The sequence below is a fragment of the Acinetobacter sp. V89_4 genome, from assembly GCF_029967875.1.
Lineage (GTDB): Bacteria > Pseudomonadota > Gammaproteobacteria > Pseudomonadales > Moraxellaceae > Acinetobacter > Acinetobacter oleivorans.
Genome location: NZ_JASCAI010000021.1, coordinates 136,864 through 152,429 on the forward strand (window position 1 = coordinate 136,864; position 15,566 = coordinate 152,429).

Annotated in this window: 12 protein-coding genes; 6 read left to right on the forward strand and 6 right to left on the reverse strand. The window is 40.2% G+C overall.

Annotated elements, in window-relative coordinates:
• Positions 1-71: 71 nt before the first annotated feature.
• From adeK to sdsA, 6 genes are all read right to left on the reverse strand, one after another.
• Complete coding sequence (gene adeK / locus QLG01_RS09265; protein ID WP_282496330.1) at positions 72-1,526, reverse strand: multidrug efflux RND transporter outer membrane channel subunit AdeK; 1,455 nt, start codon at positions 1,524-1,526, stop codon at positions 72-74.
• Positions 1,526-4,702 (reverse strand): multidrug efflux RND transporter permease subunit AdeJ, encoded by a 3,177-nt coding sequence (gene adeJ, locus QLG01_RS09270; RefSeq protein WP_005309992.1) that lies wholly within the window; start codon positions 4,700-4,702, stop codon positions 1,526-1,528. The genes adeK and adeJ overlap by 1 nt, the downstream gene beginning before the upstream one ends.
• 12 nt (positions 4,703-4,714) lie before the next feature.
• The gene (gene adeI / locus QLG01_RS09275; protein WP_004789373.1) at positions 4,715-5,962 is read right to left on the reverse strand and encodes a multidrug efflux RND transporter periplasmic adaptor subunit AdeI; all 1,248 of its coding nucleotides are present in this window, start codon (positions 5,960-5,962) and stop codon (positions 4,715-4,717) included.
• Between the two features lie 23 nt (positions 5,963-5,985).
• Complete coding sequence (locus tag QLG01_RS09280; RefSeq protein ID WP_004789375.1) at positions 5,986-6,612, reverse strand: phosphatase PAP2 family protein; 627 nt, start codon at positions 6,610-6,612, stop codon at positions 5,986-5,988.
• 183 nt (positions 6,613-6,795) lie between these two features.
• Entirely contained in the window at positions 6,796-8,856 is a 2,061-nt protein-coding gene (locus tag QLG01_RS09285) for a site-specific recombinase (RefSeq protein WP_282496307.1), read from the reverse strand.
• 14 nt (positions 8,857-8,870) lie between these two features.
• Entirely contained in the window at positions 8,871-9,848 is a 978-nt protein-coding gene (gene sdsA / locus QLG01_RS09290; RefSeq protein ID WP_005310003.1) for an All-trans-nonaprenyl-diphosphate synthase, read from the reverse strand.
• Between the two features lie 443 nt (positions 9,849-10,291).
• Here sdsA and rplU point away from each other — a divergent pair, with 443 nt between their 5' ends.
• From rplU to cysG, 6 genes are all read left to right on the forward strand, one after another.
• Positions 10,292-10,603 (forward strand): 50S ribosomal protein L21, encoded by a 312-nt coding sequence (rplU, locus tag QLG01_RS09295; protein WP_004639133.1) that lies wholly within the window; start codon positions 10,292-10,294, stop codon positions 10,601-10,603.
• Between the two features lie 18 nt (positions 10,604-10,621).
• Positions 10,622-10,879 carry a 50S ribosomal protein L27 gene (rpmA, locus tag QLG01_RS09300; RefSeq protein ID WP_002116037.1) on the forward strand — a complete coding sequence of 86 codons (258 nt, stop codon included), beginning with the start codon at positions 10,622-10,624 and terminating at the stop codon, positions 10,877-10,879.
• A 240-nt stretch (positions 10,880-11,119) separates the two neighbouring features.
• On the forward strand, positions 11,120-11,815 hold the full coding sequence (gene lolA / locus QLG01_RS09305; protein ID WP_005310008.1) for an outer membrane lipoprotein chaperone LolA: 696 nt from the start codon (positions 11,120-11,122) through the stop codon (positions 11,813-11,815).
• 117 nt (positions 11,816-11,932) lie between these two features.
• Complete coding sequence (locus QLG01_RS09310) at positions 11,933-12,733, forward strand: RsiV family protein (protein ID WP_151768328.1); 801 nt, start codon at positions 11,933-11,935, stop codon at positions 12,731-12,733.
• A 118-nt stretch (positions 12,734-12,851) separates the two neighbouring features.
• Positions 12,852-14,123 carry a serine--tRNA ligase gene (serS, locus tag QLG01_RS09315; RefSeq protein WP_013196969.1) on the forward strand — a complete coding sequence of 424 codons (1,272 nt, stop codon included), beginning with the start codon at positions 12,852-12,854 and terminating at the stop codon, positions 14,121-14,123.
• Between the two features lie 67 nt (positions 14,124-14,190).
• Positions 14,191-15,564 (forward strand): siroheme synthase CysG, encoded by a 1,374-nt coding sequence (cysG, locus tag QLG01_RS09320; RefSeq protein ID WP_199987534.1) that lies wholly within the window; start codon positions 14,191-14,193, stop codon positions 15,562-15,564.
• The last annotated feature ends 2 nt before the right edge of the window (positions 15,565-15,566 follow it).

Below are 15,566 nucleotides of genomic sequence, written 5' to 3' on the forward strand. Positions count from 1 at the left end.
AAAAATATTCACATCAGATGCAATAAAAAAGCCCACCGAAGTGAGCTTTTATAAATTAAGTTATTTAAAACTTATTGCTTTTTAAGTTCAGCACTTGATGGTTGATTAACCACTGTATCTGAAGTATTTGCTTTTAAACCACCGCCTAGAGTTTTATATAACTCGATTTGGTTATTTAAGTTAGCTTGTTGAAGCAACAATAAACCTTGTTCTGCTGAATAAGATGAACGCTGTGCATCAAGAACTGTCAAGTAACTGTCAATACCAGCACGGAAGCGGGCATTTGACAGTGTGTAGTTGCGGTTAGTTGCTTCTACTAGACGTTGTTGAGCTGTTAAACGCTCACCAATATTGGCACGAGTTGCAAGCGCATCATTAACTTCGCGGAACGCAGACTGAACTGATTTTTCATAATCAGACAATGCAATTTTCTGATCGGTTTCAGAAATTCTCACATTGGCTTTACGTGTACCCCAGTCAAAGATTGGTAAGTCTAAGCTTGGACCAATTGACCAAACAAAACCACCAGACTTAAATAGATCACTTAAGTCAGTTGATGCATAACCTGCAGAACCCGTTAAGCTAATGGTTGGGAATAAACGTGCTTTTGCAGCACCAATATTCGCACCAGCAGCGCTTAAGTTATATTCAGCAGCTTTCACATCTGGACGGTTGTTAAGCAAGTCACTCGGTAAACCAGCTGTATATACATTTTGTTGAGTAATGCGTTTTACAGGTTGGTTTGGCAACAAGTTTTGTGGAACTGATTGGCCCACTAACAAGTTCAACAAGTTTTGTGCTTGAGCAATCTGTGTTTTGTAGTTGGCTACATCATTACGCGCAGTTTCTACAGAAATCTGTGCCTGACGTAGTGGAACTTCACTGTCGATGCCCACATCAAAACGTTTTTTGTTGAGATTGTAAGAGTCTTGTTGTGCTTTAAGCGTTTGCTCTGCAAGTCTTAAATTCGCAGTTGCGAAAGAATAGTTTAACCATGCTTGAGCAACTTGGCTGATCAGACTGATTTGAGTCGAATCACGTGCACTTTGCGTTGAAAGATAACTATCTAGTGCAGCATCTTTTAAGCTACGTACGCGGCCCCAAAAATCGAGTTCATAGGCAGTTACACCCAAACCTACTTGGTAAGTAGAGTAGGGGTTATTCGGATCACGGCTTTGAGAAACCTGACGAATTGCACTACCACTTGCTCCGATTGTTGGAAGCTGGTTGTTTTGCGTAATTCGATATTGCTGTTGGGCACGTTCAATATTGAGCGTTGCTGTACGTAAGTCGCGGTTGTTGGCAAGCGCCAAATCAATCACTCCGAGCAAACGAGGATCGCTAAAGAACTGTTTGTAACCCTGTTCAGCAATAGACGTACCAGAAGCGCTGTTATATGCATAGCTTTCTGGAATATCGGTTTTCACGACTGGTTCTGGGCCGCGCATGCTTTGACAAGCTGACAAAGCAAGCGCAAGTGCAGATACCGCAATGCTACGACCTGAAATAGACCATACTTTTTGCATCACGATTTATGCTCCTGAGTGTTTATGGTTTTTGGTTTGTACTTAAAGATACTACGAATCCACACATAGAATACAGGGATAAAGAAGATACCTAAGAACGTTGCACTGAGTACGCCACCGAGTACACCGAAACCGACTGAGTGCTGACTTCCTGCACCAGCACCTGTTGAAAGGGCAAGTGGAAGTACACCGAAACCGAAGGCAAGGGTAGTCATGATAATTGGACGTAAACGCATTTTTGAAGCATGTAAAGTTGCCTCAAGTAGGTCTTCACCTTTTTCCTGCAACTCTTTTGCGAACTCAACGATCAAGATCGCATTTTTTGCAGAAAGACCAATGACCGCGATCATCGCTACCTGGAAGTAAATGTTATTTGAGAGATTTGGATCTCCTTTAATAATCATACCCAAGTAAGTCAATACGATTGCACCAATAATACCAAGTGGTACTACAAGTAAAACCGAGAACGGAATAGACCAGCTTTCGTACAATGCCGCTAAGCAAAGGAAAACGATTAACAATGAAAGCGCATATAAGAATGGAGCTTGAGCACCAGACTCACGTTCTTCAAGTGATAAACCTGTCCATTCATAGTCGAAACCTTGTAAGCCCATAGATGGTAACTTAGCAATAATTTCTTCCATGGCTTTCATAGAGTCACCAGAGCTCACGCCAGGTGCAGGTGTACCTTGAATGTTAACCGATGACACGCCGTTATAACGTTCAAGACGAGGAGAACCATATGTCCATTTGCCTGTAGCAAATGCAGAGAACGGTACCATTTCGCCTTTGCTATTACGTACATACCACTTGTTTAAGTCTTCAGGCATCATGCGGCTATCCGAATCACCTTGAACATAAACTTTTTTCACACGACCACGGTCAACGAAGTCGTTAATGTATGAGCCACCCCATGCAATACGCATAGTGTTGTTAATGTCAGCAATACTAACGCCCATAGCACCAGCTTGAGCCTGATCTACATCAATTTGATACTGAGGTGTATCTTCTTGACCATTAGGACGTACCCCTACAAGACGTTTATCTTGTGAAGCCAAACCTAAGATCGTATTACGTGCTGCAATAAGTTTCTCATGGCCTTGACCACTTGAATCTTTAAGTTGCAAGTTAAATCCAGCTGTTACACCAAGTTCAGGCATTGCAGGAAGCTGTAATGGCATAATGTAAGATGCGTCTTTGACGATCATATTTAATGCCATACCGCGCTGAATTAACGCACCGATTTGAGACTCTGGTGAAGTACGTTCACTCCAGTCTTTCAATTTAACGAACCCAATACCAGCATTTTGACCAACACCCGTGAATGAGAAGCCCGAAACGGTGAAAATAGATTCCACAGTATCTTTTTCATTCATGAAGAAGTTTGTCATGGTGTCAATCACTTTACCTGTACGGTCAAGCGTTGCGTTTGGTGGTAATTGAACAAGTGTCATAACCACACCCTGATCTTCTTCTGGTAAGAATGAAGATGGGAGTTTCTGGAACAAGAACACGAGTAGGCCAATCACTACAGCGTAAAGTACGCCAGAGAAGATTTTGCCTTTAAGCATGCGGCTAACACCATTTTGGTAGCTATGCGACATGCGGTCAAAACCGTTGTTAAATCCTCTGAAGAAACGAGCAAAAATATTATTGCTTGGTTCTTTGTTAGGATCATGCTGTTTTAAAATGGTTGCACAAAGTGCAGGGGTGAAAGTTAACGCTACAATTAACGATAGAACCATTGCTGTTACAAGGGTAATCGAGAATTGACGGTAAATCACACCTGTTGTACCACCAAAGAATGCCATTGGTACGAATACCGCTGTCAATACGCTTGTAATACCAATTAACGCACCAGAAATCTGTTGCATTGATCGTGAAGTTGCCGTGACCGGATCGGTATGCTCTTCACTCATCACACGCTCAACGTTTTCCACTACAACAATGGCGTCATCGACCAGAAGACCAATTGCCAATACCATAGCGAACATGGTTAAGGTGTTAATTGAGAAACCAAAGATATTAATAACAGCAAATGTACCTAATACAACAACAGGTACAGCAAGTGTTGGAATAATCGTTGCACGCCAGTTCTGCAAGAACAAGAACATAACAATGAACACTAAAATTACCGCTTCAATTAATGTGTGTACAACACTTTCAATTGAAAGACGAATAAATGGAGTAGTGTCATAAGCCAGTTTATCTGCAAGGCCTGTTGGATAGTTCTTACGTAATTCTGCTAAACGGTGTTCAACAGCGTCAGCGGTGTCAAGTGCGTTCGCACCAGTTGCAATTTTAATTGCGAGACCGCCAGCAGGTTTACCATTAAACTTCGAATCGAACTGGTAGTTATCAGAACCTAACTCTACACGTGCAACATCTTTTAAACGAACTTCAGCACCTGATGCTGTGTTCTTTAAGAAGATATTTTTAAATTGTTCAGGTGTTTGTAACAAGCTTTGCGCATTTACTGTTGCGTTAAGCACTTGACCTTGAACCGCTGGTGCACCACCTAACTGACCTACAGCAACTTGTGAGTTTTGCGCTTGTAAAGCAGTCGCAATATCACTTGGTGTTAGCTGATAGTTGGTAAGTTTTGCAGGGTCGAGCCAGATACGCATTGCGTATGAACCACCAAAGACTTGTACCTCACCAACACCAGCAACACGGCTAAGAGGTTCTTTAATTGACGAGTTTACGTAATCTTTAATGTCTGAGTCTGACAGGGTATTGTCTGGTGAATAGAATGCAATAACTTGCAAGAAGCTTGCACCAGATTTAGTAACCGTCACACCTTGGCGTTGAACGTCTTCAGGCAAAAGAGCAGTTGCAGATTGCAGTTTGTTTTGAACCTGAACCTGTGCAATATCCGGATCAATACCTTGTTCAAAGTTTAATTGAATAGAAGCCTGACCGTTACCCGCACTGTTAGATGAAATATAACGTAAACCATCTAGACCATTCATTTGTTGTTCAATGATCTGGGTTACAGTATTTTCAACAGTCTCAGCCGATGCACCAGGATAAGTTGCAGCAATTGTAACTGTCGGTGGTGCAATCGTCGGATACTGTGCAATAGGCATTTTAGTTAGCGTGAGAATACCCGCCAACATAATGACTAATGCAATCACCCACGCAAAAATGGGGCGATGAATAAAAAATTGTGCCATTCAATCTACCCCTTATGCATTAGATGCTTTCTGTTCTGCTTGAGGTTTACCTGATTGAGCCGGTTTTGTAGCATTTGGAGCTGCACCTTGAGGATTCGCTGGTTGAGCTTGGTAAGGTTTTGCTGACACTTCTTGCCCTTCTTTAACTTTGGCAACACCATCAACAATCACTTTTTCACCAGCTTTGAGACCATTAGTCACAATCCAGTTTTGTCCTTGAACACCAGAGGTTTCAACAGGACGACTCTCAACAGCGCCTTTAGCATTAACAAGCATTGCTACAGCTTGACCTGTCGGTAAACGCGTAATTGCGGCTTGAGGGATCAGATAAGCATTTGGAACTACACCTTGAACAATCTGCGCAGTTGTATACATACCCGGAAGTAACAGATGGTTCGGGTTCGAGAATACGGCACGTAAAGTAATCGTTCCTGTATCCTGATTTACAGAAGCATCAGAGAAAGCAAGTTGTCCTTCGATTGGATAAGTCGAACCATCTTCAAGCTTCAACTTCACTTTCGTGTTGTTACTGTTGTTTAAACTGCCTTTGCTGAGTTGTTGGCGTAAACGTAATAACTCGGCACTAGACTGGTTAATATCAACATAGATTGGATCTAACTGTTGAATCGTCACTAAAGGATCAGTTTGGTTTGCCGTAACTAAAGCACCAGCTGTTACAGAAGAACGTCCAGACTGACCAGAAATTGGTGAGCGAATTGTAGAATAACCAAGATCTACATTTGCATTCGTTACTTGAGCTTTTGCAGCAGAAACTTGTGCTTCAGCAACATTAACCTGACCAAGTAAGTCGTCATATTCTTGTTTAGATACAGCATTACTCGAAACAAGTTGCTTATAACGGTTTAGCTTGGTACGTAATGAAGCTAGATTTGCCTGTTGTTGTAAAAGAGATGCTTTTGCATTTTCAAGCGTTGCACGGTTTGTTCGAGAGTCCAGTTCATAAAGAGCCTGACCTTCACGTACATAACTTCCTTCAGCAAACAAGCGTTTTAAAATTACACCACTTGTTTGAGGACGAACTTCAGAAATTTGATATGCTGAAGTACGGCCAGAAAGCTCAACGCTTTGTTCAACACTTTGTGGTTGAGCAACAATAACACCTACCTCAGCAGGCGGCATTTTCTGAGCAGCAGCAGCTTGCTGTTTCTCATCGGAGCCTTTGCCACAACCAACAAGTGCGATACTTGTTGCTAATGCGCAAGCAGTAAGGGCAGGAGCCCAAAGCTTAGCCGACATCATTGTTCCACCTCGTTAGATAAAATCTAAAAATATATTTGTTTTTTACTTAACCTACTTTGTGTTTGTAATAACCAGAGCCAAAGCAGTGCAATCCAAATAAAACCTATGCCCCAACCGGCGAGTACATCTGTTGGAAAATGAACTCCAGCATATATTCTTGAAAGCCCCATGCAGATAAACCAAAGGCAAGAAATCAAAATGATATAAGGAGAGTTAATGTTGGGCTTATGGCATAACATTATCATTGCCAGACAAGCCAGTGTTGATGCATAAACACTGTGTGCACTTGGGAACGATGCACCGTAACTTTCGACAATATGATATACCTGTGGGGGTCTTGGGCGATCAACACACCACTTGAGCAGCCAACCCATGGTGATACTGCCAAGAACTCCCACGCTAATGAAAATAACAGTAATATATTTTTTATACCATGCCTGATATATACACACCAGAAAGGATAAAAAAAGTACAAAAGGCATACCGCCTATCCGTGCTAGGAAGATCGTAATAGAGTTAAGATAATCTGAACGATATTCACTCAATATTTGAACGCTGAGAAGATCCAAAGACTGAAGTCTTGGTACAAAAAGACCAAGAACACCTAATCCTAAAAAAATACAACCAATAAAAAGCAACAAATAGGGCATATAAATACCTTTGCTTATTCAAGCAGTGTCCACTACTGAAAGCCGTTAAAAGTGTACTTGCCAGTACACTTTTTTTCAAGCCTGATAGATCATCGTAAATTCATTTTGAAAAATTTTTAACATTTGGAAAAACAATCACAACAAAATTGACGGAATTCACATTTTGTGTACAAAGCAAAATTCTTAATGTTCTATCTTTTTTCCATTATTTGTAGTCGTATTTTCTTCAAGTTCTAGCGGCTGTTTTGGGGGCCAGAAAAAATCGCTTGGGCGAGTCAGAAAATGGGTCATAACGAGTTTGGCTAAAGGTTTCCATTGTTCGAAGCGAACACGACGTGCACGTAGAGCCACAATAATCGTTAAGGTGAAACTAACGAATAAGTTAGTGAGACCAATACATAACACACCTAGAAAGGACACGATAATCAGTCCGATGTCTGGACTGCCGTTAATGGTCATTAAACCTTGAATAAAGTTAGCCGAAGCAAAGGCAATATGACGGATATCTAAAGGTAAACCTAAAATAAACCCTATGGTACCCATGCTTCCTAACATAATCCCGAATAAGAAGTTACCCGCTAACGCTCCTAAATTGCGCTCAATATATTCAGCAAAACGGTTGAGGCGATCTTGCCCAAACCAGTTTGCTAAGCGGCGATGCGCTCTTAGGCGTGGACCGACTTTCCGGTAAACAGCTAGGTTATCGAAGTATCCAGCAATGAGACCCGACAAAAATAAACACACTCCGGCAATCGCTGCATGTGGAACTGCTAATGAAGTGAAGGGGTTTAAGCTGTGCAACAAATACGTTGCTTTAGTATGAGTTAACAAGGGCTCATCAAGATAGAACTGCCAAGCAAAAGTAATGAGTGCGGCAGTAGGAATCGCAATTGAAATATTGCCTAAAATAGCAATGAATTGTGTTCGAATAATATTAATAATCAGGGCTGCTAACTCTGCAATTTGAGCTGTTTTAGAGCCTTTACGCTGTTGCACAGTGGCTGCGAGGGCCGCAGCTGTCATTGCAGGTTGTTTGGTTGCAACTGTGAAATGCAGTACATGAATCAGAATGAATCCTAGAGAATAATTCATACTGAAAGTAAAGGCCTGCATGAGCGGAGCCATTGTCATTCTTGCTGCAAGAATTTTTAAAGATGCCATACAGGCAATAATGATGCCCGCTCCAGCAGCAGCTTTATACATGCCCCAAAAGCCTTTGGTATCAGTACTTACATAATGTTCACCTGTTCGGCTGGCATTTTCAGTTACTTGAAAAGCAATAAGTTCACTTGTTGTACTTAATAAAGAGCGAACACTTTTTTCACTATAGTGCGCCTTGGTTAAATCGGAAATCAGATGTCCTAAAGAGACATATTTTCCTTTAGTGTTATCTACAACCAAATAAAGCAGTAATTCAATTCGATCGAGGCACTGCTCAAGTAATGACAATAAATAAGTCAAACTTAAGCTGACCCCAATTCTTTTGGTAGCACGGCGAATTTTTAAAACCACATCCCGACACTGTTCCAGCATAACAAATGCTTGTGATGCATCCGGAGGGGAGGTCACCGCAATTTCATGTTCAAAAAGTTCTTGTTTTTTGTACTTCTCGATAAATTCAACAATTTCACGGTTTTGAACTAAAAATGGTGATTCATATTCAGTTAATTCCGGTTGAGCATTAATAAATTCGGGGTAAAGACCAATTCCACTAATTCGATAAGATAAAACGGTAATAGCTTTAATCATTTCACTTTGAATGACAAGCTTTTCATCTACATTACTTTGGCTTTGTCCAATAAGACCAAATAGATTTGCCCAATCTTCCTCATCAATATTATTGAGCCAAATTTTGTCACTTTCTAAATAGAAAATTCTACCAATTAATATTTTGAGTTGGCTTGCATCTTCGATTAACGGTAAAAAATGTGCTCCGAGTCTTTGTCCTAGCTGGTTCCAAAAACCATCTAAAGACAAAATTCCGCTATCAGCATATAAGCTGACTTGTTTATAGCGATTAATTAGACGTAATAAAAAAGTTTGTAGCAGGAAGGGAGCTGTAGGTGTGCGTAATAGGCTTTCAATTAAAGCCTGAATTTTTTGCTTTATCTCATCCGTATTTTGAGGATTGGATGGGCGAATAGCATTGACTAACTCAATGAGTAGATTTTCGTCAATGACAGCTTGAGAATCCTCAAGCTGTTTCTGTATTTTTAAAAAAAGATCTGAAAAATTTATATGCATAGGCAAAATAATATCTATTGTATTCGATGTAACGCAAGCTGAGTTAAGTTAATCAAAGCCTGACGATACGGTGTATCAGGTAGGTTTGATAAAGCTTGCAGTGCTGCTTCTGTTTCTTCTTGGGCACGTTGGTGACAATAATCTAAAGCACCAGACTTCTGTACAATTTCTATGACCTGAGATAATTGGTCCACTCCACCAGTTGCAATGCTGCGACGAATAATCGCATGCTCTTCACCTGTTGAGTGTGCTAATGCAGAAATTAACGGTAAAGTTGGCTTACCTTCCATTAAATCATCACCAATATTTTTACCTAATGTTTCAGCATCTGAAGTGTAGTCTAAAATATCATCAATAATTTGGAATGCATTACCAAAATGACCGGCAAACAATCTTAAAGGTTCACGATACGCCTCTTGTCCAGCCAGAATAGCAGCGCCTTCTGTAGCCAACTCAAACAGGCGAGATGTTTTACCGTGAATAATTTTTAAATATGTTTCTTCGGTTGTATCGGGTTGATGCTGTGATTGAAGTTGTAATACTTCACCTTCAGCAATTTCACATGTACCTGTTGAAAAGTCTTTCAATAAAGTCATGTTGTTTAAATCAACCAATAGGTCAAAAGCGCGAGCAATAAGGAAGTCACCGACTAAAACGGCTGTTTGATTATTCCATGTCGCATTTGCTGTAGGTCGACCACGACGAAGCCCAGATTCATCTACCACATCATCATGGACTAATGTCGCGGTATGCAACATTTCAATGATTGCAGCCAGACGTTGAGCATTTTGCATGTTGTCTAAACCACAAGCGCGAGCCGCCAGTAAACACATAATCGGGCGCATACGCTTTCCGCCAGCTTCAACCACATGTTTGCTGACAGACATGACTAAACCGACTTTTGAGCTAATTCCTTCATTAATCAAGTGATCCATCGCAGCAAAGTCTGAGGCAACAGGCGCAAGAATGTCTTGCTTGAAATCGATGACCATATGAAGAAAAACCCCGTATTGGTAGATAAGTGGCGTTAGTGTAACAATTAAAGGTGTGTTGCACAGGTAAACAACTGGCTGATATTAATCATTTCTATTGTCTTTATGCGTTCTTTGTTCTTTATTTAAGCAAAACATGATATTTCCGGCAAAACAATAAATTTAATGACATCAGCATTAATACAACTTGTTCTTGTCGCAATTTGTGTCTGGAACTGTATTTTAATTTTCATTCAGAATCAATGAAAACTGCTAAATTCCAATCGAAGCTGTCTGTTGATTTTGTAAAAAGAGGGGAATAGGAGCCACTGATAAATAGAAAATACTTGTCGTTTGATCAAATTTCACTTAAAATCTGTCGCCTTATATAACCCCAGTGGCGAGCGTTTTAAGATCGATATATCCCTTATCGGCACGACGACACGGGCTAATTGGAGTACATTATGTACGCAGTAATCCAAAGCGGTGGTAAACAGCACCGTGTAGTTGAGGGTGAAACCCTTAAAGTTGAATTATTGAAAGCTGAATCTGGCGCGACTATTACATTTGATGATGTATTAATGGTTGTAAACGGTGACAGCATTCAAATCGGTGCTCCAGTTGTAGCTGGCGCTAAAGTAACTGCAGAAGTGGTTGGCCATGGTCGTCACGACAAAATCCGCATTATCAAAATGCGTCGTCGTAAACACTACCGTAAACAACAAGGTCACCGTCAATGGTTCACTGAGTTGAAAATTACTGGTATTTCAGGCTAATCACGAGGAGTAAGAGACATGGCAACTAAAAAAGCCGGTGGATCGACGAAGAACGGTCGTGATTCAAACCCAAAAATGTTAGGTGTTAAAGTTTACGGCGGTCAAGCTGTAACTGCTGGTAACATCATCGTTCGTCAACGTGGTACTGAGTTCCACGCTGGTGCAAATGTTGGTATGGGCCGTGACCATACTTTATTTGCTACTGCTGACGGCGTAGTAAAATTCGAAGTGAAAGGTCAATTTGGCCGTCGCTACGTAAAAGTTGAAACTGTATAAGTTTTAGCTTCAAAAAAAGCCCACATTTTGTGGGCTTTTTTTATGGAATTTAATCTGGTGTATCTTCATCATGATGAATGAAATTCTACAAACAACATGAATAACATAACAAAATATCTTATTTTCTCAATGATTAGCACAGAGTTTGTCGGTTAATATGAGTCTTGAATTAAGAGCTTGCTAAGTTTCATAACTTTGGAAGATGGCAAGTTGTCTTACAGCAACTAAAAAGGTGATGACATGAATATGCTTCGTAAAACTATGTGTGCTATTACACTCAGCGCGTCAGTGCTTGCTCCTGTAATGAGTACTACAGTGTTTGCTGCGCCTGTAGCAGCACCGGAGCAACAGGCAATTGGGAACCTGGTTAATCAGTTATCAGGTTTACAGCGTTTGACTGCCGATTTTGAACAAACAACTAAAGCCAATACAAAAACTGTGGCACAGAAAAAGAGTTTAAGTGCACAGCATATGAACCAGACATTCAAAGGCTCAATGAAAGTTGAACGTCCAGGGAAATTTTATTGGGAAACAGTAAGTCCTGCTAAACAAACGATTGTAACAAGTGGGAAAACAGTTTGGATCTATGATCCAGATTTACAACAAGCGGTTCGCCAAAGCTTAGATGATCAGGTTGCAGATACACCAGCGTTATTACTCTCTGGTAATACTAATCAAATCATGAAATCTTACCGTGTAACGCAACCCGATAAATCAAAACTTTATTTCACATTATTCCCTAAAAAAGAAGATGGCGCTTTCCAAAGCTTAACAATTAGTTTTGGAGCAAATAAAGCGCCTACGCTTATGGTGTTACAAGACTCATTAGGTCAGACTACTTATGTGCGCTTTAAGAACGTGAAAGTAAATGCTTCAATTCCAGCATCTGTCTTTAACTTTACGCCACCAAAAGGCACAGATATTATTGATCAATAATTAAAGCCTCTTCAAAAAAAGCTACCTTTCACGGTAGCTTTTTTTATATAAGAGAGATAGATACATTTTTTAACCCCACCTCGATCGGACGCTTTGTATAGTGATAGAGGTAAATTCATGGGGATTATTATGCGACTTTACGATAAAAAAATTATTTGTATTCTTCCATTAATGGCTGCAATGGCAATTGTGAGTGGTTGCCAACCAAAGTCGACAGCCAAAGAAGAGCAGGCTGCTTCGACTGCAAAAGTTAAAGAAACTAAAGAGGCTGGTGTTCCTGTAATTCAGGCAAAAGTAATCCCAGTAAAATTGCCAAAATCAAAAGTTTGTTTAGAAGATGGTTGTACTGAGTATGACTTTCAAACAGTACAAACCAATCAAAAGTGGATTAATGATTACTTCACTAATCGAATAAAGAAAGCAGATCCGAATGCTTTTGCAAACTTGGCTGATAAACCTGTAGAGGTACCTGAAGGTGAGCCGCGTTCGAGTCAAAGCGCAATTTATGTTCGCTATTTAGGGCAAAATTATAATCTTGCAACTTTTGCATTACAGACTTATTCGTATTCTGTTGGCGCAGCACATGGCATGTCACATCAAGAGTTCGTGACTTTTGATTTATTAAATAAAAAACATATTACTGTTGCTGAGCTCATTCAGCCTGATGTTGAAAAACAATTAGTTGATGCACTTTTTGATGCAAATACAAATTGGCTTCAAGAGCACAATATCAGTCGTGAAAAACTGCAATTAAGTGATAATTTCTACTACGGCGCAAATGGGATTGTTTTTGTCTATCCAATTTATGAATTGGCTTCTTATGCCGAAGGAATGTCTGAATTAACACTGCCGTATTTTGAAGCGAGTAAATTCATTAAACCTGAGTATTTACCGAGTGTGCCAAACTATAAGTTCTAAAATAGGTGATCTATTCTAACAATTGTGTGAAAGCTATTCGTTATGAAGATGATCACTATATTTTTTAGTGTGAAGGCCTTACACTATAGCCAGTTTTTTACCCATATTATGATTGATTATGATCGACCCTAAGTTACTCAGAAATAATATTGAAGCTGTTAATGCAGCTTTGGCAAAACGTGGTGTTCAATTAGATGTTCAAGAATGGGCTTCTTTAGAAACTCGCCGTAAAGACTTGCAATCAAAAACTGAAAAATTGCAGGCAGAACGTAATGCCGGTGCAAAACAAGTGGGTCAGATTAAAAAATCCGGTGGTGATGCTTCTGAAATCATGGCGCGTATGCAAGCGATTGGTGATGAAATCAAAGCTGCTGAAGTAGCTTTATCAGAGCTCCAAAACGAGATTGAACAAAAAGCGCTTAGCATCCCTAACTTACCAGATGAGTCTGTTCCTGCTGGTAAAGATGAAGATGATAACGTTGAAATTTCAAAATGGGGTACGCCTCGTCAGTTTGATTTTGAAATCAAAGATCATACTGACTTAGGTGAGTGGATGGGCGGTTTAGAGTTTGAAACTGCGACTAAATTGACTGGTTCACGTTTTAGTGTGTTGAAAGGTTCTTTAGCGCGTCTACAACGTGCTTTAACACAGTTCATGCTTGATACCCATACTTTAAAGAATGGTTATACAGAAGCTTATGTGCCTTATTTGGTAAATGCTGATTCACTTCGTGGTACTGGTCAGTTACCAAAATTTGAAGAAGATTTGTTCAAACTTCAAGGTGAAAAAGAATATTACCTCATCCCTACAGCAGAAGTTCCTGTTACTAACTTTGTTCGTGATGAGATTATTGATACCGAACGCTTGCCATTAAAATATGCAGCGCATACACCGTGTTTCCGCAGTGAAGCTGGTTCTTATGGTCGCGATACCCGTGGTTTAATTCGTCAGCATCAGTTTGATAAAGTTGAGATGGTGCAAATCGTTAAACCTGAAACTTCTATGCAGGCACTTGAAGATCTTACTGCACATGCTGAGGGCATTTTGCAGGCACTTGGTTTGCCATACCGCAAAATTTTGCTCTGTGGTGGAGATATGGGCTTCGGTGCGACTAAAACTTACGACTTAGAAGTTTGGGTTCCAAGCCAAAATACTTACCGTGAAATCTCAAGCTGCTCTAATATGGGTGATTTTCAGGCACGCCGCATGAAAGCACGTTACAGAATGGATCAAAAGAAGACTGAATTAGTGCACACACTAAATGGTTCAGGTCTTGCAGTTGGACGTACTTTGCTTGCTGTAATGGAAAATTACCAGCGTGAAGATGGTTCTATCGAGATTCCAGAAGTATTACGCCCATATATGGGTGGTTTAACCTTTATTGACTAAGCTTTGCATCTAAATTGTGCACGGTTTTTGCTTAACCCAAATCAGATGATTAATGTAGAGGTTTAAGGTGGATATTTTTCCAATCTCTTTAAAGTTGCAACAGCAACGTTGTCTGATTGTGGGTGGTGGGCATATTGCTTTGCGCAAAGCAAATCTTTTAGCCAAAGCTGGAGCCGTAATTGATATTATTGCTCCAGCAATTGAAGATCAGCTTTTAGAGTTGGTTCAGGCGAGTGGAGGACAGTATTTTGCTGAGACCTTTGCCGAAATTTTTTTAAATACACCTTATAGATTAGTCATTGCTGCGACTAATGATGCGCAAGTGAACAAAGCTGTTTTTGAGCAATGTGAAGTGCGTAATTTACTGGTAAATAGTGTCGATGATATTCCACACTGCCGTTTTATGGTTCCAGCAATTATTGATCGTTCTCCATTGATCATTTCTGTTGCCTCAAATGGCGCATCACCTGTTTTATCTAGACAACTTCGTACTCAAATAGAAACGATTGTTCCACATGGCATGGGGAAACTTGCTGAGTTTTCTGGTCAATGGCGTAAGCAAGTAAAAGAAAAGATTAGTAACCCAGATGAGCGTCGAATCTTTTGGGAAAACTTATATGCTAGCCCATTAAAAGAACAAGTTTTTAATGACAATTTAGAAGTTGCAAATGATTTGATTCAGCAAGCCTTAACAGAATGGACTGCACCTAAAGGTGAAGTTTATTTGGTGGGGGCTGGGCCAGGTGATCCTGAACTACTGACATTAAAAGCATTGCGTCTTATGCAGCAAGCAGATGTCGTGATTTATGATCGTTTGGTGTCTGCACCGATCTTAGAACTTTGCCGTCGCGATGCGACCAAAGTTTATGTAGGTAAAGCCCGTTCAAATCACTCTGTTCCTCAAGATGGTATCAATGCTTTACTGGTTGAATATGCTCAAAAAGGAAAGCGTGTTTGTCGTCTAAAAGGTGGTGATCCGTTTATCTTTGGGCGTGGTGGTGAAGAGATTCAAGAGCTAGTTGAGGCAAATGTCACTTTCCAAGTTGTGCCAGGAATAACAGCAGCATCTGGTTGTTCAGCTTATGCAGGAATTCCATTAACTCATCGTGACTATGCACAAAGTGTACGTTTCTTGACTGGGCATTTAAAGGAAGGTTCACCTGAACTCCCTTGGAATGAACTAGTTTATGAAAATCAAACTTTAGTCCTCTATATGGGGTTAGTTGGTTTAGAACGCATTTGTGAGCAACTTATTGCTCATGGTCAACGTGCTGATATGCCTGTAGCTTTAATATCTAAAGGAACCACACCAGAACAGAAAGTTATTGTTGGAACATTAGCTGATATTGCAACTAAAGTGTCTGAACATCATATCGTAGCACCGACTTTAACCATTATTGGTGAAGTGGTGAATTTACGTGAACAGTTAAAATGGCAATAAAT

Bases quoted from the DNA above. Each gene is read 5' to 3' on its own strand.
- lolA (WP_005310008.1), top strand. From the start codon at position 11,120: ATGAATATGCTTCGTAAAACTATGTGTGCTATTACACTCAGCGCGTCA.
- QLG01_RS09310 (WP_151768328.1), top strand. From the start codon at position 11,933: ATGGGGATTATTATGCGACTTTACGATAAAAAAATTATTTGTATTCTT.
- adeI (WP_004789373.1), bottom strand. From the start codon at position 5,962: ATGATGTCGGCTAAGCTTTGGGCTCCTGCCCTTACTGCTTGCGCATTA.
- adeK (WP_282496330.1), bottom strand. From the start codon at position 1,526: ATGCAAAAAGTATGGTCTATTTCAGGTCGTAGCATTGCGGTATCTGCA.
- adeJ (WP_005309992.1), bottom strand. From the start codon at position 4,702: ATGGCACAATTTTTTATTCATCGCCCCATTTTTGCGTGGGTGATTGCA.
- sdsA (WP_005310003.1), bottom strand. From the start codon at position 9,848: ATGGTCATCGATTTCAAGCAAGACATTCTTGCGCCTGTTGCCTCAGAC.
- serS (WP_013196969.1), top strand. From the start codon at position 12,852: ATGATCGACCCTAAGTTACTCAGAAATAATATTGAAGCTGTTAATGCA.
- rpmA (WP_002116037.1), top strand. From the start codon at position 10,622: ATGGCAACTAAAAAAGCCGGTGGATCGACGAAGAACGGTCGTGATTCA.
- rplU (WP_004639133.1), top strand. From the start codon at position 10,292: ATGTACGCAGTAATCCAAAGCGGTGGTAAACAGCACCGTGTAGTTGAG.
- QLG01_RS09280 (WP_004789375.1), bottom strand. From the start codon at position 6,612: ATGCCCTATTTGTTGCTTTTTATTGGTTGTATTTTTTTAGGATTAGGT.
- QLG01_RS09285 (WP_282496307.1), bottom strand. From the start codon at position 8,856: ATGCATATAAATTTTTCAGATCTTTTTTTAAAAATACAGAAACAGCTT.